The sequence below is a fragment of the Kitasatospora sp. Xyl93 genome (assembly GCF_055383135.1).
The window spans coordinates 5823870-5843523 of the sequence record NZ_AP029185.1 but is presented as its reverse complement, the minus strand read 5'-3'; the positions used below and the strand labels follow the sequence as shown (position 1 = coordinate 5843523).

The window sequence follows — 19654 nt, the reverse complement described above, 5'->3', positions numbered from 1 at the left end:
CACCTCACACCCAGGCGGCCATTTGCCGACCGATGACCGTCGCATGACCGCCGCTTTACGCGTGTCCCCGTCAGAACCGCCGAGGCCGGAGCCCCTGCGGCCGTCCCGGACGGCCCCGTCAGCGCCGCGCCGACCGCCACTGCTCCCAGGCCGACAGCCACAGCTGCTCGGCCAGCCGCTGCTCCTCCCAGACCCCCGCCCCGCCGCCGCCCGGCCGCTCCCGCCACAGCTGCTCCCAGGCCCGCTGGGCCGGCAGGCTCGCCACCTCGCTCGCGAACACCGTGTACCGGACGACCTCCTCGACGGCCGCCTCGCCCTCCGCCGTGCCGACCAGCCAATGCGTCTGCTGGGAAAGCCGGTTGACGTGGTTCACCATCGAGGTGACCGCCGCCACGGCCTCCTGCCGGCTCTCGGTGGCCAGCCGCATCTGCTGGCGCACCGCCGCCTCCCAGCGCACCGCGCCGACCTCCCCGCGCAGCCCGCGCGGCAACCGCGGGGTACGCCCGACCCGCACCTGCGCCTCGATCGCGGCGGACTCGGCGACGGTCTGCGCGATCAGCGCCCGGTGCGCCTCCATCCCGACGGCGGGCGGCAGTTCGCGCTCCTCGACCGGCACGTGGCGGGCCCGCCGGGCGGCCAGGTCGCGCAGCAGCTCGGTGCGCCCGCGCAGGCAGCGCTCGAAGTCGCCGATCGAGCCCAGCTCCACGGCGCCGGGGTCCACCCCGCGTCCGCACACCGTCACGGTCAGCCCGCCGACCCGCAGCCGCCCGGCCCACACCGGCGCCGACCCGTCCGCCGCCGGGGCGCCGGGCTCCGGCACCGGCCGGTCCTCGTGCACCTCCACCGCGCAGGGCTCGCCGTCCACCGTGATCCAGGCGCGCAACGCCCGTACCCGGCCCGGCCCGTCGCCCTCGTCGATGCCCAACTGCTCGTAGACGCGGTCCCGTTCGTCCTCGACCAGGTCCTCCAGCTCGGGCAGCTGCTCGACCCGGTCGGCGCCCGGCCGGTAGGTGCGCACGGTCACGTACGGGCCGGCCGCCGAGCGCCAGTCGCCGCACTGCACCTCGACCCAGCGCAGCTCGCCGCCGGAGGTCTCGAAGGCGGCCAGCGCCTCACCGGCCCGGGCCTCGGCGGCGGGCGTCGCGTCGGCGGGCGCACCGTCGGCGGGGGCGGGGCCGGAGGCGGGGGCGGGGCCGGAGGCGGAGGCGGAGGCCGTCCCGGCGGTCACGCCGTACACCGGGAAGTCGGCCGCCGCCAGGGTCCGGCGGGAGAACTCCTCCTGGTCGGCGAACCGGTCGGCGGGCCGCTCCGCGGACCGGTCGGCGGATCCGACGGGCTGGTCGGCCGCCCGGTCCAGCGGCCGGTCGACGGGCTGATCGACGGGCGGACCGGCGAAACGGTCCTCCCGGACCGGCCCGCCCGGAGCCGGGGCGGACCCCGGAAACCCGGTGTCCCGCTTCTGGTGCCTGCCGCCGCTCTCCCGCATCATCCTGTGCCGCACCCCCGGTTCCTCGCACCCGCACCGCTGACGCCACCTTACGTGCCCGCAGCTGCCGGGTCATCAGCTCCGCCCCCCGGACGGGGGCGCCGGCCGTGTCAGGAGGCCCGGTTGTCAGCCGCCCTCCCTACCCTGGGCGGCATGACAGCACAGAACGACGCAGCACAGGACCGGGCCGCCGAGGGCGCCTTCCCCGCCCGGATCAGCATCGTCACCCTCGGGGTGACCGACCTCGACCGCAGTGCCCGCTTCTACGAGGCGCTCGGCTGGAAGCGCTCCGCCGCCTCCAGCCCGGAGATCGTCTGGTTCCGCACCGCCGACTCGGCGCTCGGCCTCTTCCCCACCGAGGAGCTGGCCGCCGACGCGGGCGTGCCCGCCACCGGCGAGCCCTCCTTCCGCGGCGTCACCCTCGCGGTGAACCTGGAGTCCCCCGCGCTGGTGGACGCCGCGCTGCGGACGGCGGTCGAGGCCGGCGCCGTGGTGGTCAAGCCGCCGGTGCCGACCGACTGGGGCGGCTACTCCGGCTACTTCGAGGACCCGGACGGCCACCTCTGGGAGCTGGCCCACAACCCGTTCTTCCCCTTCACCGAGGACGGCTCGCTGGACCTGCCCTGACCACCCGCACCCGCACCCGCACCCGCACCCGCACCCGCCCGGGAGCCTGCCCGCTCAGTTCCTGGAGCGCGCCTTGAAGGCCGCCTTGCGCGCCTCCTTGGCCAGCGTCCGGTCCGGGTGCAGCTCCCCGATCGCCTCCAAGACATCCGCCGTGTACGGGTGGTCGACCCGCCACAGCTCGCCGAACCACCCGGCCGGATCGCCGTTCACCGGCAGGTCGGTGATCAGTTCGCGCAGCAGCTCGGCGTCCCCACCGTTGTCCAGCAGCTGGGCGGCGAAGGTGTCGACCACCGTCCACAGCGCCATCGCCCGGTCCGGCACCGGCACGTCCGTCGCCCCCTGCGCGGTCAGCCAGGCCCGCGCCGCGCCACCCAGCTCCGGGTCGTCCATGACCTCCCGGACGGCCGGCGCCGCGTCCGGCCCGAGCAGGTTGAGCGCCGAGACGCAGAGCATCCGGCGCAGCGGGCCGTAGCCGTCCGCGCCGCGCGCCGCCGCGAGCAGCTCGCGCGCCGCCGCCACCGGCTCCCGGCCCGCGGTCCACACCCGCAGCTCCTCCTCCGGCAGCACGTTGGCCGACTCGCACACCCCGCGCAGCAGCTCGGCCGCGTCCCCCCGGGCCAGGTCGCCGACCAGCGGCGCGTCGTAGCCGTCCTCCAGCAGCCACTGCCGGATGCCGTACTGGCCGAGCGGGGTGAGCCGGACCAGTCCGAAGCGGGCCGACTCCTCCTCGTCCAGCGGCTCCTCGCCGACCACGGCGGGCTCCTCGCCGTCCTCCTCGTCGAACAGCTCCGGGTCGATCGGGCGGTACTCCAGCAGGCCGAGCTCGGCGAGGTCGCCCAGCATCGGGTCCAGCGCGACCATCACGTCCGTGATGTCGCCGAGCAGCTCCTCGCTCGGCTCCTCGCCCTCCGGGACCACCAGCAGCGCGGCCAGCACGCCCAGCGGCACGGTCTCGTTGCCCGGCTCGGCGAAGGCGGTGGTCTCGTAGAGCACCTGCAGGGCCTCGTCCAACAGCTCGGCGGCCTCGTCGCGGGCCTCCTCGACCTCGTTCAGGCCGTCCTCGTCCTCCTCGGCCTCCCCGGCCGGCGTCTCCCCGGCCTCGCCGTCCTCCTCCGGCAGCGAGTCGGCCTCCACCGCCAGCTCCCGGACGATCCCGGCGGCGGTCAGCCACAGCTCCAGGACGGTCTCCGGGTCGCCCTGCTCAGCGGGCTCCAGATCCGGGCCCGGGACGGCGACGTGCTCGCCCTCCGTGGTCGTGCCCAGCTCCACCAGGTCCAGGTCGCAGGCCAGCGACCAGGCCCGCAGCGCCTCGACCTCGGCCTCCTCGGGCACCTCGCCCTCGGCCGGGGCCAGGCCCAGCAGCCGGGCCGCGGGGGCCCGGTCCTCCTCGACGAGGTCGCCGAACTCGTCCACCGTCCGGTGCGGGGCGGCCCAGCGGGCCAGCGCCAGCGCGTACCCGAACATCGGTACGGCCTTCGCCTGCTCGGCCAGCTCGCGGTCGGCGGGCAGCTTCACCGGCGGGACCAGGACGGCCGCGTCGTCCAGGTCCTCGTCGTCCAGCCCGTGCGCGGCGAACGCCCCGTAGAGGTCCTGGAGCTCCAGGTCGGCGGGCAGCACCGCCTCGGCCGCGCCCTCCCCCGCGGGGGCCCCCGTGTTCTTGCGACGTCGTCCGGCCATCGTCGTGCGCTCTCCCTCAGCCAGCGGTCAGCCCAACAGCGCCGCGTACCGATCCACCACCTCAGCGTATAGGCCGGGCACCCCCGACGCCCGGCCGTACGGGGCGCACCCAGGGGCGCGCGCCGTGGGCGTGCGCCCACCCCTTATCCTTCGGTCTGGTAGCGCGCACACCCCGCGCGCACCACCAGGGCAACGAAGCCCACCGCCCTCCGCCCGCCCCGGGCCGGAGGGGCCCTCTTCAGCTCACCTCGCCCCACCAGGGAGCCCGTACCCGCGGCCACCACCACAGCGCCTCCGGACGGGCGCGCCGGCACACCCCGCCGACCCCGGTGGTGCCCGGCCACAGGAGACCCCTGCCATGGCGGACCTCTCCCCCGCCGGCTCCGGCCTGCGCACCGCGCAGCTCGACGGACGCCGACTGTCGGAGGCCCTGCTTCCCCTGGAGCTCGCGCCGCGCGCCCAGCTCCAGCTCGCCGCGATCAGCCGCTGGAACGCGCTGCGCGGCATCCGCGTCGGCCTGGTGGCCGCCGCCCTGCTGCTGATGCTGATCGGCGCCAACCTCGCGACGCCGATCTACTCGCTCCTCCAGCAGCAGCTCCACCTCACCGCGCTGGACACCACCGTCCTGTTCGCGGTCTACGTCTTCGCGCTCGTCCCGGTACTGGCCGTGGTCGGCCACTGGTCCGACCACCTCGGCCGGCGCGCCCTGATCCTGCCCGCCGTCGCACTGGCCGCCGCCGGCGACCTCGTCTTCGCCACCTCCGGCAGCTTCTGGCAGCTCGCGCTCGGCCGCGCCGTCCAGGGCATCGCCGTCGGCCTGTCCACCGGCGCCGCCGGGGCCGCCCTCGGCGACCTGCTGCCCGACCAGCCGACCCTCGCCGCCAAGATCACCCTGGCCTGCTCGGCCGGCGGCGTCGCCCTCGGCCCGGTGGTCGGCGCCCTGCTGGCCGGCGGCTCCGACCCGCTGCTCACCCCGTTCCTGCTGCACGCCGTCGCCCTGGTCGCGCTCTGCGTGCCGCTGGCCCTGGTCCACCCGCGGATGCCCGGCCGCAACCGCCCGCCCGCATCGCCGCCGCGCATCACCACCCCGGCCCACCTGCGCCCCCAGCGCCTGCGGCTGCCGCGCACCGGCCGCCGCGAGTTCAAGCTCGCCGCCTCGGCGGGCTTCGTCTCCTACGCGGTGTTCGGCGTCTACCTCAGCCTGGCCCCGGCCTTCGCCGCCAAGCTGCTGCACACCGACTCCAAGCTGGTCGGCGCGATCGTGGCCGCCCTGCTGCTCGGCTCCTCGGCCGCCACCCAGCTGATCGTGCCGCCGACCTCCGACCGCGTGGTGACCGCCCTCGGCATGACCGGCCTGGCCACCGGCCTCGGCCTGGTCGTCGCCGCCGGCTACACCGGCACCCCCGCGCTGCTCTTCATCGGCAGCGTCCTCGGCGGCATCTCCCAGGGCGTGGCCTTCCGCTCCCTGTTCACCAGCGCCGTCGGCGCGATGGACCCGGAACGCCGCGGCTCCGAGCTCAGCTCCCTGTGGGTCATCGTCTACCTCGGCAGCTCCGCCCCCATCATCGCCGTCGGCGCCCTCGTCCAGCGCTACGGCCTCCTCCCCTCCGTCAGCGGCTTCGCCGCCCTCGCCGCCCTCGCCTGCGCCGCCCTCGCCCTCACCGTCGCCCGCAAGCCCAAGGCAGCCTGACCCACTCGCTGAACGCCGCTGCCCGGGACTTCCCCCGAAGTCCCGGGCAGCGGCGTTTCCACACTCCCGCTTCGCCCGTCGCGAGGTGAACACCCGCGCATCGTCTGCTTCGGTGAGCGGGTTTCCCGCCGTTCCCCGCCATCCACCCCCCACCCGCCTCCCGGCGGGTGCCCGCCCCCGCCTCCGCCGCGCGCCGCCCGGCCGGGCGGCGCGCGGCGCTCATGAAGCAGGCCCTCCGTCGTGGATCCGGCGGGCGGCACCCGTGCCACACCAACGGGTCCGGACGCCGATGTCCTTGACGGCCGGAGCCGGGGCTTCGGTGCAGCCGTCCGGAAGGGCCTCGGTCATGCGCTTCCAGTAGCGGTCACCAACCTCAATCGTCCCCTGGCCCCCACACCGAAAGCCGCTGCCCGGGACGTCTTCGGAAGTCCCGGACAGCGGCGTCTCACCTGCACCTATGCGTTCCAGGGCTTCCAGGCAACGGTGTCGATCTTGACGTCGAACGGCTTCGGCAGCCGGACGGACTCGCCGAACTTCCACTCGCCCAGCACCTCGTACGTCCCCTCGCGCCTGTTCGGCTCCCCGAACAGGGTGATGCCAGGCTGCCTCGGGTCACGGTCCACCAGCAGGTAGAACGGCACCCCGGTCCGCGCGTACCCGCTCCACTTCGTGGGCTTGCCTGACACGGGACGCCGGTCGTTGTGCGCGCTGGGACACGCGGTGACCTCGGCCACCAAACTGATCTCGTTCGGGCTGAGGCATCGGTCCTCCGCCCTTGCCAACAGGTCCACTTCGGCGGTCACCACAATGAGGTCAGGGCTGTAACCGTCCCCGATCTCCGCAAGATCGACGCCGACATGCTGCACCACCCGCCACGGGAAGCCCCCGTCTCTGGACTCGCCACGGAACAGCCACTCGTGGATGTCCCGAAGCATCAAGGCGTGATTCACGGGCGGATACGGCGTCACAACGAACTCTCCGCCGACCACCTCAACCCGCAGCACCTCAGGTAGCCCCAGCTGCTCATCGAGCGCGCCCCGAGCCCAGAGCACGTATGGCGATTCGGGCAAGACCCACTGCCCGAGCGCAACAACAGACGACATGAGCCCCACCTACACCGCCCGCGAGCAGCCCTACCAGTGGCACACAGTTCTTTCCGCCAAAGGAGAGGTTTGCGCAGTAGGAGGTTGACGACTTATCTCCGGAGTGCGCTGCTGCCAGGATCAACGCATGAGGATTCTCGTGCTGGGTGGCGGCTGGTTCCTGGGCCGCGCGGTCGTGAGTGGCGCGCTGGAACGAGGCTGGGAGGTGACCACGTTCACGCGGGGACTGTCCGGTGTCCCGGTGCCCGGGGCGGCCTCCGTGCACGGCGACCGGGAACGCCCCGAAGACCTGGCGCGCCTGGCCAGTGAAGGCCCATGGGACGCCGTGATCGACACCTCGGCCTCGGAGTTGTCGCCGCATGTTGTCCGGTCGGGCGCACACGTCTTGGAGCCGGTCGTCGGCCGCTACGTGTACGTTTCCACGGTCGCGGTGTACGAAGGCTGGCCCGCTGAACCCCTGAACATCTGTTCCCCGGTCTGGGTGGCTTCGGCCGGTGCCGGGCCGGACGCTGTTCGGCCGTCGGACAGCGCCTCGGGCATCAACCCCGACTACGGGCAACGGAAGGCGGGTACCGAGCATATGGTGACCGAGACGTTCGGTCTCGCCCGAACGAGCCTCCTCAGGCCGGGCGTGATCCTCGGCCCCGGGGAGTACGTCGGCCGACTGCCGTGGTGGCTGCGCCGAGCCGAGCGGGGCGGAGTCATTCTCGCGCCTGGGGACCCCACACGACGGGTCCAAGCGGTCGATGTTCGGGACGTCGCCACCTTCGCGCTCGACCAAGCTCTATCTGTCGGTCATCAGGTCCACAACCTCGGTAGTCCGATCGGCCGGGAGACGATGGGCGGCTTCCTCCAGGCGTGTATGGACGTGACCGGCAGTACCGGAGAGCTGCTCTGGGTGGAGGACGAGATCTTGCTTCGCCACGGCCTGCGACAGTGGACCGAACTGCCACTGTGGTGGAAGCACCCTGGCGTGTCCGTCATCGACTCGTCCTCGGCGATCGCGGCCGGCTTCCACAGCCGGCCGCTCGCAGAGACCGTGGCCGACACCTGGCAATGGCTGAGGCAAGGCAACATGCCTGTTCCGCACAGGCGTTGGGCCAAGCACGGAATCGAGCCCGCCAAGGAGCAGGCCGTCCTGAACAGCGTGCGCTAGTGACCGCCTCCACCGAGGGCGATCCGCGTCGTGCCAGGTCCCAGAACCTGAGGCGCAGCTACCAAGGTGAAGTCGTCGATCTGGTCCGCAAGATCCCGCGCTAGCTGAGCACTACGAAAGGCCGGCAACGCCAACTCGGCTCGGACCGCGTTGACCCTGCCCGTAAGGCCCGCACCGCGCCACTCTCGGGGGAGGGTGAGCACCGGGGCAAGCGCATCAGCGGCGCCGTCCAGATCATGGCGCATCAGGAGGGCGGAAGCCAGATCGGCCCGGGCCTGGGGAACAATGACAAGAGGGTTGGAGTTCGCGGAGCGGGCAGCGATCAATTCCAGTGACCGCCGGGCAGAGGCCTCGGCGCCAGCGCTGTCCCGCAGGAGCAACAAGCTGGCGCTGTTACTCATCTCGACCCGCTCCAGGTCGAAGTCGAACTCGCCACCCACGCCGTCGTGCAAGTCATCCTCGACACGCCCGCGCTCGGCCACACTCTCCACTATCGCCCGGTGAGCTTCGTCAGCTCGGCCTCGATGCGCGTATGCACGGGCCGCGATCGCAGCCAGCCGCGCCCTGCCCGTGGCACCGATGCCGGAGAACGACCGAGCCTCCTCGATCTTGCGGACGGCTTGGGCGGGGTTACCGCTCCAGTAGTACAGGACAGCCAGGTAGCCGTGGGCGTATGCCTGCAGGGGCTGGTGCTCGGCAACCTGGCCGTACAGGGCTGCTGCCCGCGTCAGTTCGAACGCGTAGGGCATGGCGCCGAGGTCGAAGGCGCAAGCGGCCAGGAGCGCTGAGGCCTGGCCGGCCACGCGGTACAGACGTCCTCGTTGCGACAACGCCTGGGTGCGATCCAGCTGAACCCTTGCGACGCCGAGCAGTTCCTTCGCTGACATGAAGATCAGATGCGGCGGTTTGGCCCCGGTGTCCCGGGCCAGGCGTACCAGGTCGTCTTCGAGCTGGTCGAGGCTGAGATCCGGCAGGAGTCGAGCAGCCGCGTCGGCGGCGTGGACGCGGGCATCTCGTGCGGTCATGGCCATCTCTCCTTCATCGAGCACAGGGTCCACCACTGCGAGCAGCGATCGGACTTGCTCGTCACTCCGAGGAGCCAAGAGCTCGTTCACCGACCTACCGAAGATGTGCTTGAGGATCGCGGGCGCTGGGTGATGGGGTCGCGCGACCTGGCCGGAGCGCCACCGCATGAAGCTCTTGTCCGTCAGGTCGACGTTCCTGAAGGCGAGATCGCCGGTCCTCTCGTGGAGCAGTGCGGCGGCCCGCCTGTACTCGGCCAGGAAACCGCGGAAGTCCATGCCGGACTCGGTGACCAAGGCATCGAACAGGTTCATCGCCGTTCCCTTCGCCGCAGCCCGGTGCGAACTGCGTCTGTTCCCTGCCTACCACCGCCGGGCTTCAGCTCACACGACTCGCGCGGAAGTGTCTCCGAACTGTCCGCGGACTGTCTCCACCGGTCACCCCAAAGAGCGGCAAGTGTCCAGGGTCTGCCAGTAGTTCTGTCCCGGCTACCAGTCCAAGGTTGATCCCCGCAGGCAACCAAGAACGGGGGCGTTCAAGCGCTCCTGCCGATCGGAGCGATGCACATGGTGGCCATCGGATGTGAGAGGTTTCTCCATCGCTGGAAGGGCGCTTTCCCTGCGGAGGTGGCCTCGGTTCCCACGGCACGTCGCATCGTGCGTTCCAAGCTCCGGGAGTGGGGCTGAGAATCGGACGGCGAAAGGGCTCGCGACGTCCTGCTCGTCCTCGTCGAGTTGACGACGAACGCGATCCGGCACGCCAGCAAGCCGGGCGACGTCGTCAGGGTGCTGGTTGACGAGACCGACGGCTACTGCCGCATCGAGGTCCTGGACTCCCGCCCCGACCTGCCTCTGCTCGCGGTTCAGGCCGACGGCGACGACGAACATGGTCGCGGGCTGCTCCTCGTTCGGAGCCTGGCGCACGCCATGGGAGAGGAGCTGGCGGCCACCACCAAGAAGGTCTGGGTGAGCGTTCGAATCGCCGACGTCCTGGCTCGCCCCCGCTGCCTGTAGCGCGTACCAACACCAAGGAGACATCGTGACCACCGAACCCGCACCGAACGCCCCGGAGACCCTGCGCGCCGCCATGGTCGCGGCGCTGCGCGAGGACGGGACGATCCGTACCGCGCGCATCGCCGAGGTCATGGGCCGTGTCCCGCGCGAGCGTTTCACCCCCGAGGCGCAGCCCGCCGACGCCTACGACCCGGAGCGCGCCGTGGTGACCAAGCGCGACAAGGACGGGCTCGCCATCAGTTCCGTCTCCGCCGCGCGTATCCAGGCGTTCATGCTGGAGCAGGCGGGCCCCCGGCCCGGGGAGAACGTTCTGGAGATCGGCTCCGGCGGCATGTTCGCCGCCTACCTGGCCGAACTCGTCGCTCCCGACGGTGCGGTCACCACCATGGACATCGACCCGGAGATCACCGGCCGTGCCCGCCGACTGCTCAATTTCGCCGGCTACGAGCACGTCAGGGTTATCACCGCAGACGGCGCTTTCGGCGTTCCGGAGCGTGCTCCGTTCGATCTGGTCGTGGTCACGGTCGGGGCCCCGGACGTTCCACCGGCCTGGGTGGAGCAACTGGCTCCTGGTGGGCGGATCGTCGTGCCGCTGCGCCTTCGAGGCCTGATGCGGTCGGTCGTGCTCGTCCGCGAGGACGACCACCTGGTGAGCACCGGGTACGAGCTCTGTGGGTTCGTGCCGATGCAGGGCCTGGAGGAGAACCGCGAACGCCTGGTACTGCTGCACGAGGTGCCGGGCGAGGAGGTCGGGCTGCGGCTGGACGACGGCGATCAGGTGGACGTCGAAGCCCTGCGCGCGGCTCTGGCGTCGCCTCGGCAGGAGGTGTGGTCGGGTGTGACGGTCGGCGGTGAGGAGCCGATCGACGACCTGGACCTGTGGCTGGCCACCGCGCTGGTCGGTCACACGCGGCTGACGGCCACACCGGCCGCACGGGACAAGGGGATTGTCGCGTCCGCCTCCCCGCTCGGCGTGGCCACGGTCGTGGTGGGCGGCACTCTCGCGTACCGCACCGTCCGGCCCACCGACGAGACCCGCGCCCGCTTCGAACTCGGCGCGTACGGGCACGGCCCGGCCGCCGCCGCTATCGCCGCCCACCTCGTCCGCGAGATCCGCGTCTGGGACCAGGAGCACCGGAGCGGCCCCGGTGCCCGCTTCGAGGTCCACCCGGCCGGCACTCCGGACGACCGGCTGCCCGCGGGCCGTGTGGTCGACAAGACCCACACCCGCATCGCCATCTCCTGGCCCGGAAAGCCGTGACCGGCCCCGATGCCAGGTGAAGCACCACCTCACCCTTCCCCAACTCCTCCAGGAGGTACGAGCCATGGCTCAGGACCAGGACGACGGCTTCGAGCTGGACGTCACGATCATCGAGCAGGGCCCCGTGATCGGCGAGCTGATGAGCAGCACCGATGACGGCTGTGGCAAGACCTGCCAGTCGGCCTGCTCCAACAGCGGCTGCATCGCCTGATCCACACCCGCACCTGGTGCCGGGGCCAGCACGGCCCCGGCACCAGGTGCGGGCAACGACCTCACCGACCCCGAGCTGGAGGCGCACATGTACCGGGCTCTGGACGTGGCGCTGTTACGCGCCGTCGTACACACCGGCACACCCGAGGTCCGCCCATGGCCGGACCTCGATGCCGGTCCGACCGCGACAACGGCGTGGCGGTCCTGGATGTCCCACACCTGGGCGGACCCGCAACTCGCCGAGGCCGTCCTCCTGGCCAATCCCGCCTACGCCGCGCGCGTCGAGGACATCATCGACGGCCGGGTGGATGCTCCTCGTGCCGTTCGCAAGGCCGGTGGGACGCTCGTCCGCTACTTGCTGCGCCAGCGCCACCGCGCCACTCCCTTCGGTCTGTTCGCCGGCGTCGTCCCGGTACGGGCCGGCCACGCGCTGGAAGGCACCTGGAACATGGACCACCGCGCGATCGTCCGGCCCGACGCCCGGTGGCTCGCAGGTGTGGCCGACCTGCTTGAGCGCGACCCCGAGCTGCTGCCGCGCCTGCCGGTAACGGCCGATCAGACCTGCAAGGTGCGTGGCGACCACCTGGTGGTACCGCTCCGCCGGCCTGACCACCACCAGCCCGTCGGAGCACCCACCGAGGTCGCCCTGCGCTGCACCGAGCCTGTCCGTATCGCGATCGACTCGGCCCGGCAACCGATCCGCCTCGGCCACCTGGCCGAACTCGTGCTAGACGCCCACCCCGGCGCCGGCCCCGAGCAGACCCACCGAATGCTCGCGCAACTGGTCCACCACGGCGTTCTGGCCACCGCCCTGCGGCCACCGATGACCTGCAACCCGCTGGAACACGTCTTGGACCGGCTCACCGAGGCCGAGGCCGAGTCGATCCCCGCGGTCGTAGGCATCGTCCGACTGCTGGGCGACATCGCCCGCAGGACTACCGCACACAACGTGGCTCCGAGCCGAGCACAGCGGGAGGAGCGCGCCCGCCTGCGGGAGCTGACCGGCGGAGCGGATCGTCCCGCTCTCGCCGTCGACCTCCAGCTCGGCGCCGACCTGGTCATCCCGCACACGGTGGCCCGCGAAGCGGAGACTGCCGCCGCCCTGCTCGCCCAGGCCAGCCCCCACCCGAACGGCTCTCCGGCATGGCGCGACTACCAGCTGCGGTTCCTGGAGCGGTACGGCATCGGAGCGTTGGTGCCGCTGCTGGACCTGGTGAATCCCGATACCGGGCTGGGCTTCCCGGCCGGGTACCGCACCAGTGTCCTGGATCTTCCGATCGCCCCGGTGACGGCCCGCGACAAGCAACTGGTCAAGGCCGCGCAGCTCGCCGCCCTCGACGCGACGGACGCCATCGAACTTTCCGAGCTGCTGCCCGGTCTCGGGGAGCAGGCCGATCACCTACCGCCCCACCTCGACCTTTGCGTCCGGATCCACGCCGCCAGCCGACAGCATCTCAACGACCGCGACTTCCGCCTCGTGGTCACCGGCCTGTCACAGGGTGCGGGCACGACCATCGGCAGATTCCTGCACCTGCCCCATGCCGATCTGCGCCGCCTCTCGGCCCAGCTGCGCGACGTCCCTACCTTGAGCACCGATGCCCGGCGGGTCCAGGTATCCTGCCCGCCGCTGTGGGCCGACACCGACAACGTCGCCCGCACACCGCGGGTCCTGGACGACGTGATCGCCGTCGCCGAGCACGCCCAGGGGACTCTGCCGCTGCGGGACCTGCTGGTGACCTCCGACGCCCGGCGGATGCGCCTGCTCTCCCGGGCCTCCGGGCAGGTGATCGAGCCGGCGGTGTTCAACGCCGTCGAGGCGGTCAACTTCGCCCACCCGCTCGCCCGGTTCCTCACCGAGCTGCCCCGCGCCCGCGCGGCCGTTCTCGTCCCCTTCTCCTGGGGGACGTTGGCCGAGGCCCTGCCGGTGCTGCCCGCCGTCCGGCACGGACGCATCATCCTGGCCACCGCCCGATGGCGACTCAACGCCGCCGATCTCCCCGCCCGAGGCCAGAACCCGGCGGAATGGGAGCGGGCCTTCGACGGCGTACGCCACCGCCTGCGGATCCCCACGTACGTCGACCTCGGCAACGGCGACCAGCGCCTGCGGCTCGACCTCGACCAGCGCTCGCACCGGCAACTGCTTCGCGCCCAGCTGGAGCGCAGCGGCAGGACCGTCTTGCGGCAGGCCCCCGGCCCGAACGACCTCGGCTGGGCGGACGGCCGAGCTACGGAGATCGTCCTACCGCTCGTCTGTCTCCAGAAGCCGCACCGGCCGGCGGCAGTGGACTTGGGGGCCGTCGCCACGGCGTTGTCCGGCGAGCAACCGGCCGATCCTCGGAGTCGCTGGGCGTACGCCAAGGTCTATGCCCAGCCGGTGCGGCACAGCGCGATTCTGGCCCGCCTACCCGAGCTGCTCGCGACCCTCGCAGGTCCGGACTGTTGGTTCGTCCCCTACCGCGACCCGGAGCCTCACCTGCGCCTCCGCATCCGTCAGAGCGGCCCGTTCGACTGCCTCGCCCGACGAACCGCCGCTTGGACCAGCGCCCTGCGTGCCGCGGGCCTGGTCACCGGCCGCCTCCAGTGGGACACCTATCAGCCCGAGACCGGACGCTACGGAACCGGCCTCCTGCTGGAGCTGGCCGAAGCCGTCTTCGTCGCCGACTCCACCGCCGCCCTCGCCCAGCAACGCCACACCGGGCCTGGCCGCCTGAGCCGACAGGCCCTCACCGCCGCCAGCTTCATCGACCTCGCTGCCGCCTTCACCGGCGACACCGGGACCGGGGCGGCCTGGCTGGCCGAACGCATCACCCGCACCGACGGTGCTCCGTGCCTCGACCGAGCCGTACTCGCGCAGACGCTGCACCTCGCCGATCCGGACGACGCCCGGGCCGGGCTACGCGCCGAGACCGGAACCGAGATCATCCGTGCCTGGGAGATACGCCGCACCGCCGTGCACGCCTACCGTGCCGCCCTACGCACCCACACCGGGCCCGACCCGGATTCCGTCCTCGCCTCGCTCCTGCACATGCACCACATCCGTGCCGCCGGGATCGACCAGGACAGCGAGCGCGACTGCCACCGCCTCTCCCGCGCCACCGCGCTCGCCCTCACCCACCGACACCAGGGAAGCCGCCCCCGATGAATCCCGCCACCGCCCGCAGCACCGCGTCGTGCGGCCCCGCCGACGCAGACGCCGCCCAGTCTTTGGCCACCGGCGCCGTGGGCATCACCCTGCTCCACATCGAACGCGCCGCACTCGGACACACCTCCTGGAGCACCGTCCAGGACTGGCTGACCGGCATGACCGGCCAGGCCCTCATCGGCTCTGACAACGCCGCCCTATTCATCGGCGCGCCGGCCCTGGCCTTCACCCTCCACACCGCCGCCGCAGGCAGCGAGCGCTACGCGAAGACGCTGCTCACCCTGGACAAGGCCATCCACCAGCTCGTCCATCGCCGCCTCGACCAGGCCCACGCCCGCATCAACTCCGGCGAGTTCGCCCGTGCTGCCGAGTACGACCTGCTGTACGGGCTCACCGGCTTCGGCGCCTACCTGCTCAGGCGCGACCCGCACGGCGACACCCTGCACGACGTCCTCACCTACCTCGTCCGCCTCACCGAGCCGCTGCCCGGAACCGACCTGCCCGGCTGGTGGGTTCGCTACGACCCCGCCGGACGAACCTCCGCCGCTTTCCCCGACGGCCACGGCAACCTCGGTCTCGCCCACGGCATCACCGGCCCCCTTGCCCTCCTCGCCCTGGCCAAGCTCGCAGGAGCCACCGTCGAAGGCCACACCGCCGCCATTCTGCGCATCCTCGACTGGCTCGACTCCCTCCGTCAGCCCGGTCTCTCCGGAGAACCCTGGTGGCCCCAGTGGGTCACAGCGGACGAACATCGCCTCGGTGTAGTCCTCCAGCAAGGCCCGCCCCGGCCCAGCTGGTGCTACGGCACCCCCGGCCAAGCCCGCGCCCAGCAACTCGCCGCCATCGCCCTCGGGGACCCCCACCGCAAGCGCTCCGCCGAACACGTCCTGCTGCGCTGCATCACCGACCCCGCCCAACTCGACCTGGTCACCGACGCCGGCCTGTGTCACGGAGCCGCCGGGCTCCTGCACAGCGTCCACCGCGTCGCCCACGACGCCACCAGTCCGGACCAGTTCACCGCCCACCTGCCCGCCCTGCGCACCCTCCTCCACGCCCGACTCCCCGCCCGAGAGCCGGGGTTCCTCGACGGAACCACCGGAGCGCGCCTGGCCCTGCACGCGGCCGACCGCGGCGGCGCCCCCGCCACCGGCTGGGACGCCTGCCTGCTCCTCGCCTGAAGCGCTCATGGCCCGCCACAGCGAACCGCCGTGTCTGGAACAGGCGATCCTCGCCGTCCTCACCGGAGCCGACACCACCCGAGAGGCCGCCCGCCTCGGCATCGACGCCGCCGACCTGGCCACCGCCGCCGAGACCTACCGCACCGCCGGCCGCTCCGCCATCTCCACCCCGCCCGACACCTGGGTGCAAGTCAACATCCGGCCCACCGAATGGCACAGCGCCGAGGCCGCCATGGCCGCCCACCTCGCGCCCACGCTGCGCGACGCCGAAATCCGAGGCGCCGTCACCTCCTGGTGGTACGTCCGCAAGCACCCGTACTGGCGGCTTCGCCTGCACACCGGCCACCCCGCACTTTGCACCCATCTGGCCGAGCAGTTGGACCGGCTCCAGCACCAGGGCACGATCGCGTCCTGGTCACCCGGCATCTACGAGCCCGAAACCGAAGCCCTCGGCGGCCCGTTGGGCATCGAAGCGGCGCACGCCCTCTTCCACGCCGACAGCCGTGCCGTCCTGGCCGAAGGCCATCGGCCGGACACCCGGCGCGTCGGGCGGCGAGAACTGTCCGTCCTGCTGTGCAGCACCATGCTCCGTGCCGCCGGCCAGGAGTGGACGGAGCAGGGTGATGTCTGGGCCCGGGTCGCCGCCATGCGCCCGGCACCCGCAGAACCACCGCAACCGGGCGCTGACAAGATCGGAGCGCTACTGTCCGCCGACACCCTCGCCATGACCGCCCCTGGCCAAGCCCTCCACGCAGAAGCCGATCGCGTCCACGCCTTCGCCCGCGCGGGCCGTGAACTGGCCGACCTCGCGCTGTGCGGAAGCCTCACCCGTGGCCTGCGCGACGTCCTCGCGCACATGATTGCCTTCCACTGGAACCGCGCCGCGATCCCCACCCCGCATCAGGCCACCCTCGCCCGTGCCGCACGCAACCACATCCTCGGAGTCCCCACACTGAGGCGATGAACTCATCGAGGGACGGACGATGCGGAACATCCATACTCGAATCGTGAGAACGCTCCTGTGGCGTTAGTGCCAACGACCCCGGCGTTCCTTGACCGGAGCCACCGAGGATGTCGCCTTCGTCTCCGGCCCCAATGCGTCCTTCATCACCGGCCAGTCGTTGCACATCGATGGCGACTGGATCCGCCACTGGCCCGCCCCGCGCCAACGAACAGGAAGCAGCCACCGTGCAGCACCGCGTCCGAGCCGTCCTCCTTACCCCGAATGACACCATGCTGCTGATCAAGCGCATCCGACCCGGCATCGACCCGTACTGGGTGGTCGTCGGCGGCAAGGTCGAGCCGACCGACGCCAGCCCCGAGGAAGCCTTGCTGCGCGAGGTCCGCGAGGAGATCGCGGGCGAGGCCGAGATCGTCAGCCTCCTCCACACCATCCAGACCGCCGACGAGCGCCAGGACTTCTACCTCGCCACCATCGAGAAGTGGAGCTTCGAGGACCGCACCGGCCCCGAGTTCCGCCAGCGGGGCCGGGGCAAGTACCTCCTGCAGGAGATCCCCCTCACCGCCGGGGCCCTCGACGCACTCAACCTCCTGCCCCAGGAGATCGCCGTGGTCCTCCGCAAGGCGGTCGAACGTGGGGAATTCCTCACCATCAGGTAACCGCAAACAGATGGTCACGCCTTCACAAAGGCCTCACTCGGCGTCAATTGCCGTGATACGTTCCGTAATCCAACCGAAAACAGGCGACCCCGGCGGTGCTACCAACACCCCGGGGTCCGGCAACAGGAGTCCAACCTCCCGATGCGCGTCCATCGTAGCGCCCACGTGCGCAACTTCACCGTGCTGTCCAACGCCCTGCTCCAGTACCGGCGGCTGAGCTACACCGCCCGCGGCCTGCTCGCAGATCTGCTCTCCCGACCCGACGGCTGGCGAGAGGACGGTCGACACATGGCCGACTCCAGCCCGCAGGGGCGCGGCGCGGTCCGCAAGGCGCTGAAGGAGCTGGCCGAGGCCGGGTACTACCGCGTCGAGAAGATCCGCATGCCCGACGGCACGATCATCACCGAAACCCACGTCTACGACACCCCGCAGCTCGCGCAACCGAGTGCCACCCCTCCGGCCTCCGGTGAAGCGGCCGCCGGTCGTACTGTCGGCCCTGTTGTAAAGAACCGGCACCAAGAATCCTCCCTCCCCGCCGGTCCGCGCGACGGCGTCGATCCGGAAGGACGGGAGGAGGTCTCCGAGACCGAAGAGGTGCGGGAAGCGGTGGCCACTCTGTTCCGAGTGATCCGCCCCGAACCCCGCCTGCGCCTGGGCGAGGCCGAAGCGCGCGAACTCGCTCCCCTGGTCGCCCAGTGGCTGGCTCGCGGCAGCACGCCGACCGACCTCGCCCACGCCCTGCTGCCGGGCCTGCCCGTCCCGATGCACTCGGCGGCCGCCGTGCTCCGCTACCGCCTGGAGCACAAGATGCCGCCCGCCCGGTCCGCCGCACGGTCACCGGCCCGGTACGCCGAGTGCGCCAAATGCCACGACCCCGTGCCCCGACCGGGCATCTGCCGCCCGTGCGCCGGTCTGGCAGCCCGAACCCCCACGATCGGCCAGGGAGCGGACGTGGCAGCTGCCGGCGCCGCCCGGGTCCGAGCTGCTCTGCGCTCCGCGATGACCGGGGTCCGACCTGCGCGCGTCGCCGCCTGAGACACGCTGTACCACCGGTCCTCAGAGGCTCCGACAGGCGCGTGACCCTGCTCCATCAGCGCCGCGCGCCGCCTGGCCGGGCGGCGCGCGGCCAGGGGGGCACCCGCCGGCAGGCGGGAGGGGGGTGGATGGTGGGGAATGGCGGTGGACCTACCCAACACACCGGATCACGACGGGTGTCCACCCGCCCGAAGCGCGGAAACGCCGCTGCCGCGCGAACCCGCAGGTTCGCGCGGCAGCACGACAGCGCAGCCGGTCAGTACGAACAGCTGGCCATGGATGACCGGCTCAGCCTCCGGGATCGGGCCAGGGCGCGCATGTGGGTCGGGACCGCACTCAGCAAGAACGGGAACCATGACTACGCTGCCTCCGTCATGCGGGCCGCCAGCCGGGACTTCGAGAACCTGTCCGAGGTCAAGGACTGGTTGATCGCCCAACAGAAGCTCGCTCTGGCGCACCGCGGAGCCGGCGACCTGTCCGGAGCACTGCACTTCATCGACATCGCCCGCTCAACGAGCGCGCTCGACTCGCCTATGCAGCGGGTCCGCCTCGACACTGCGCACGGGCACATCCTCCTGTCCGATCCGGCTACCGCCACGAACGGGCTCGCCGTTCTCGCCGCGGCTGCCGGACTGGCCGCAAAGTACGGTATGAGTCACCGACTACAGAGCATCGACGGTATCCGGCGGGACTACGGCCGCCGGCCTGCTCTGGGACGCCGGTGATCAAGGAGTATGCGGGTGGCGGACATTCAGCTTGTGATCACGGATGAGCAGTGGCGGGATGCTCAGACCATCTGGGACTACCACCAGATGCACCACGAAGCACGGCCTTGCGATGCCGCGATCGGTCTCGGCAGTCACGATCTCGGCGTGCCGGTCTACGCGGCCGAGCTGTACCACCAGGGTCTCTTTCCGACTCTGGTCTTCACCGGTGGTCCCAATCCCATCCATCCGGAGCGGTTCCCCCGGGGCGAGGCGGTGCACTTTCGCGAGCACGCCCTTGAGCTCGGCGTCCCGGAGTCCGCGATCCTGCTGGAGCCGAACGCCACGAACACCGGACAGAACATCAGCCTCTCACGTGAGGTGCTGGCCTCGGCCGGCCGTGAGGTCCGGTCCGTGATGCTGATCGCCATGCCGTACATGGAGAGGCGCGCGTTCGCCACCTGCCGCAAGCTGTGGCCGGACGTTGAGGTGATCTGCTCCTCGGTACCGCTGGAGTTCAACGACTACGTGAAGGTCATCGGGAGCGAGAAACACGTCATCGACATGCTCGTCGGAGACATGCAGCGGGTGGTCGAGTACCCGAAGCTCGGGTTCGCCGTCGAGCAGGAGGTCCCGGAGGAAGTCCATGCCGCTTACGACCGGCTCAGCCGCGCCGGCTTCGACACACGGCTCATCAAGTCCTGATATCCGGCTGCCGCTTGGCCGGAC

The 19654-nt window shown here is 71.7% G+C and carries 16 protein-coding genes and 1 pseudogene; 13 read left to right on the top strand and 4 right to left on the bottom strand.

Translation table 11 applies throughout. The features are described 5' to 3' along the window. Nucleotides 1-118: 118 nt before the first annotated feature. Complete coding sequence (locus tag ACZ5GH_RS25850; RefSeq protein WP_464335350.1) at nt 119-1501, bottom strand: hypothetical protein; 1383 nt, start codon at nt 1499-1501, stop codon at nt 119-121. Nucleotides 1502-1639: 138 nt separating this feature from the next. Between ACZ5GH_RS25850 and ACZ5GH_RS25845 the strand changes: the two genes are divergently transcribed. Continuing rightward, a complete protein-coding gene (locus tag ACZ5GH_RS25845) occupies nt 1640-2113 on the top strand; it encodes a VOC family protein (protein ID WP_387758344.1) in 474 nt (157 codons plus the stop codon). A gap of 54 nt (nt 2114-2167) precedes the next feature. On the opposite strand, the gene ACZ5GH_RS25840 is transcribed toward ACZ5GH_RS25845, so the two are convergent. Next, nucleotides 2168-3790: a hypothetical protein gene (locus ACZ5GH_RS25840; RefSeq protein ID WP_464335349.1), complete on the bottom strand. Its 1623-nt coding sequence runs from the start codon at nt 3788-3790 to the stop codon at nt 2168-2170. A gap of 358 nt (nt 3791-4148) precedes the next feature. On the opposite strand from ACZ5GH_RS25840, the gene ACZ5GH_RS25835 reads away from it, so the two are divergent. Next, entirely contained in the window at nt 4149-5480 is a 1332-nt protein-coding gene (locus tag ACZ5GH_RS25835; RefSeq protein ID WP_387758340.1) for an MFS transporter, read from the top strand. Nucleotides 5481-5935: 455 nt separating this feature from the next. On the opposite strand, the gene ACZ5GH_RS25830 is transcribed toward ACZ5GH_RS25835, so the two are convergent. Then, entirely contained in the window at nt 5936-6583 is a 648-nt protein-coding gene (locus ACZ5GH_RS25830) for a Uma2 family endonuclease (RefSeq protein ID WP_387758338.1), read from the bottom strand. Nucleotides 6584-6710: 127 nt separating this feature from the next. Here ACZ5GH_RS25830 and ACZ5GH_RS25825 point away from each other — a divergent pair, with 127 nt between their 5' ends. Next, complete coding sequence (locus ACZ5GH_RS25825) at nt 6711-7739, top strand: NAD-dependent epimerase/dehydratase family protein (protein WP_387758337.1); 1029 nt, start codon at nt 6711-6713, stop codon at nt 7737-7739. Here ACZ5GH_RS25825 and ACZ5GH_RS25820 read toward each other — a convergent pair. Beyond that, nucleotides 7736-9076, bottom strand: coding sequence for a hypothetical protein (locus ACZ5GH_RS25820; protein WP_464335348.1), 1341 nt, complete (start codon nt 9074-9076; stop codon nt 7736-7738). The two genes, ACZ5GH_RS25825 and ACZ5GH_RS25820, sit on opposite strands and share 4 nt — an antisense overlap. Before the next feature lie 390 nt (nt 9077-9466). Here ACZ5GH_RS25820 and ACZ5GH_RS25815 point away from each other — a divergent pair. From ACZ5GH_RS25815 to ACZ5GH_RS25770, 10 genes and pseudogenes are all read left to right on the top strand, one after another. After that, nucleotides 9467-9775 (top strand): annotated as a pseudogene (locus ACZ5GH_RS25815) (ATP-binding protein); the annotation flags it as partial. A 25-nt stretch (nt 9776-9800) separates the two neighbouring features. Further along, complete coding sequence (gene fxlM / locus ACZ5GH_RS25810) at nt 9801-11036, top strand: methyltransferase, FxLD system (protein WP_464335347.1); 1236 nt, start codon at nt 9801-9803, stop codon at nt 11034-11036. 64 nt (nt 11037-11100) lie between these two features. Next, complete coding sequence (locus tag ACZ5GH_RS25805) at nt 11101-11247, top strand: FxLD family lanthipeptide (RefSeq protein ID WP_387758329.1); 147 nt, start codon at nt 11101-11103, stop codon at nt 11245-11247. A 207-nt stretch (nt 11248-11454) separates the two neighbouring features. Next, nucleotides 11455-14388, top strand: a complete 2934-nt coding sequence (locus ACZ5GH_RS25800; RefSeq protein ID WP_464335346.1) for a lantibiotic dehydratase — start codon at nt 11455-11457, stop codon at nt 14386-14388. After that, nucleotides 14385-15566 (top strand): lanthionine synthetase C family protein, encoded by a 1182-nt coding sequence (locus ACZ5GH_RS25795; RefSeq protein WP_464335345.1) that lies wholly within the window; start codon nt 14385-14387, stop codon nt 15564-15566. Before ACZ5GH_RS25800 ends, ACZ5GH_RS25795 begins: the two co-directional genes overlap by 4 nt. A 7-nt stretch (nt 15567-15573) precedes the next feature. Then, nucleotides 15574-16530, top strand: coding sequence for a thiopeptide-type bacteriocin biosynthesis protein (locus ACZ5GH_RS25790; protein ID WP_464335344.1), 957 nt, complete (start codon nt 15574-15576; stop codon nt 16528-16530). Between the two features lie 167 nt (nt 16531-16697). Further along, entirely contained in the window at nt 16698-17186 is a 489-nt protein-coding gene (locus tag ACZ5GH_RS25785) for an NUDIX hydrolase (protein WP_387758035.1), read from the top strand. Nucleotides 17187-17327: 141 nt separating this feature from the next. After that, nucleotides 17328-18221, top strand: coding sequence for a hypothetical protein (locus ACZ5GH_RS25780; RefSeq protein ID WP_387758033.1), 894 nt, complete (start codon nt 17328-17330; stop codon nt 18219-18221). A 176-nt stretch (nt 18222-18397) separates the two neighbouring features. Further along, nucleotides 18398-18946: a hypothetical protein gene (locus ACZ5GH_RS25775; RefSeq protein ID WP_387758032.1), complete on the top strand. Its 549-nt coding sequence runs from the start codon at nt 18398-18400 to the stop codon at nt 18944-18946. A gap of 9 nt (nt 18947-18955) precedes the next feature. Continuing rightward, on the top strand, nt 18956-19630 hold the full coding sequence (locus ACZ5GH_RS25770) for a YdcF family protein (protein ID WP_387758031.1): 675 nt from the start codon (nt 18956-18958) through the stop codon (nt 19628-19630). The last annotated feature ends 24 nt before the right edge of the window (nt 19631-19654 follow it).

What these genes read in the sequence shown, in the direction of transcription:
- ACZ5GH_RS25785 (WP_387758035.1), top strand. Translation starts at nt 16,698, where the DNA reads ATGGCGACTGGATCCGCCACTGGCCCGCCCCGCGCCAACGAACAGGAA.
- ACZ5GH_RS25825 (WP_387758337.1), top strand. Translation starts at nt 6,711, where the DNA reads ATGAGGATTCTCGTGCTGGGTGGCGGCTGGTTCCTGGGCCGCGCGGTC.
- ACZ5GH_RS25830 (WP_387758338.1), bottom strand. Translation starts at nt 6,583, where the DNA reads ATGTCGTCTGTTGTTGCGCTCGGGCAGTGGGTCTTGCCCGAATCGCCA.
- ACZ5GH_RS25845 (WP_387758344.1), top strand. Translation starts at nt 1,640, where the DNA reads ATGACAGCACAGAACGACGCAGCACAGGACCGGGCCGCCGAGGGCGCC.
- ACZ5GH_RS25790 (WP_464335344.1), top strand. Translation starts at nt 15,574, where the DNA reads ATGGCCCGCCACAGCGAACCGCCGTGTCTGGAACAGGCGATCCTCGCC.
- ACZ5GH_RS25840 (WP_464335349.1), bottom strand. Translation starts at nt 3,790, where the DNA reads ATGGCCGGACGACGTCGCAAGAACACGGGGGCCCCCGCGGGGGAGGGC.
- ACZ5GH_RS25800 (WP_464335346.1), top strand. Translation starts at nt 11,455, where the DNA reads ATGTCCCACACCTGGGCGGACCCGCAACTCGCCGAGGCCGTCCTCCTG.
- ACZ5GH_RS25795 (WP_464335345.1), top strand. Translation starts at nt 14,385, where the DNA reads ATGAATCCCGCCACCGCCCGCAGCACCGCGTCGTGCGGCCCCGCCGAC.
- ACZ5GH_RS25780 (WP_387758033.1), top strand. Translation starts at nt 17,328, where the DNA reads ATGCGCGTCCATCGTAGCGCCCACGTGCGCAACTTCACCGTGCTGTCC.
- ACZ5GH_RS25805 (WP_387758329.1), top strand. Translation starts at nt 11,101, where the DNA reads ATGGCTCAGGACCAGGACGACGGCTTCGAGCTGGACGTCACGATCATC.
- ACZ5GH_RS25820 (WP_464335348.1), bottom strand. Translation starts at nt 9,076, where the DNA reads ATGAACCTGTTCGATGCCTTGGTCACCGAGTCCGGCATGGACTTCCGC.
- ACZ5GH_RS25835 (WP_387758340.1), top strand. Translation starts at nt 4,149, where the DNA reads ATGGCGGACCTCTCCCCCGCCGGCTCCGGCCTGCGCACCGCGCAGCTC.
- ACZ5GH_RS25770 (WP_387758031.1), top strand. Translation starts at nt 18,956, where the DNA reads ATGCGGGTGGCGGACATTCAGCTTGTGATCACGGATGAGCAGTGGCGG.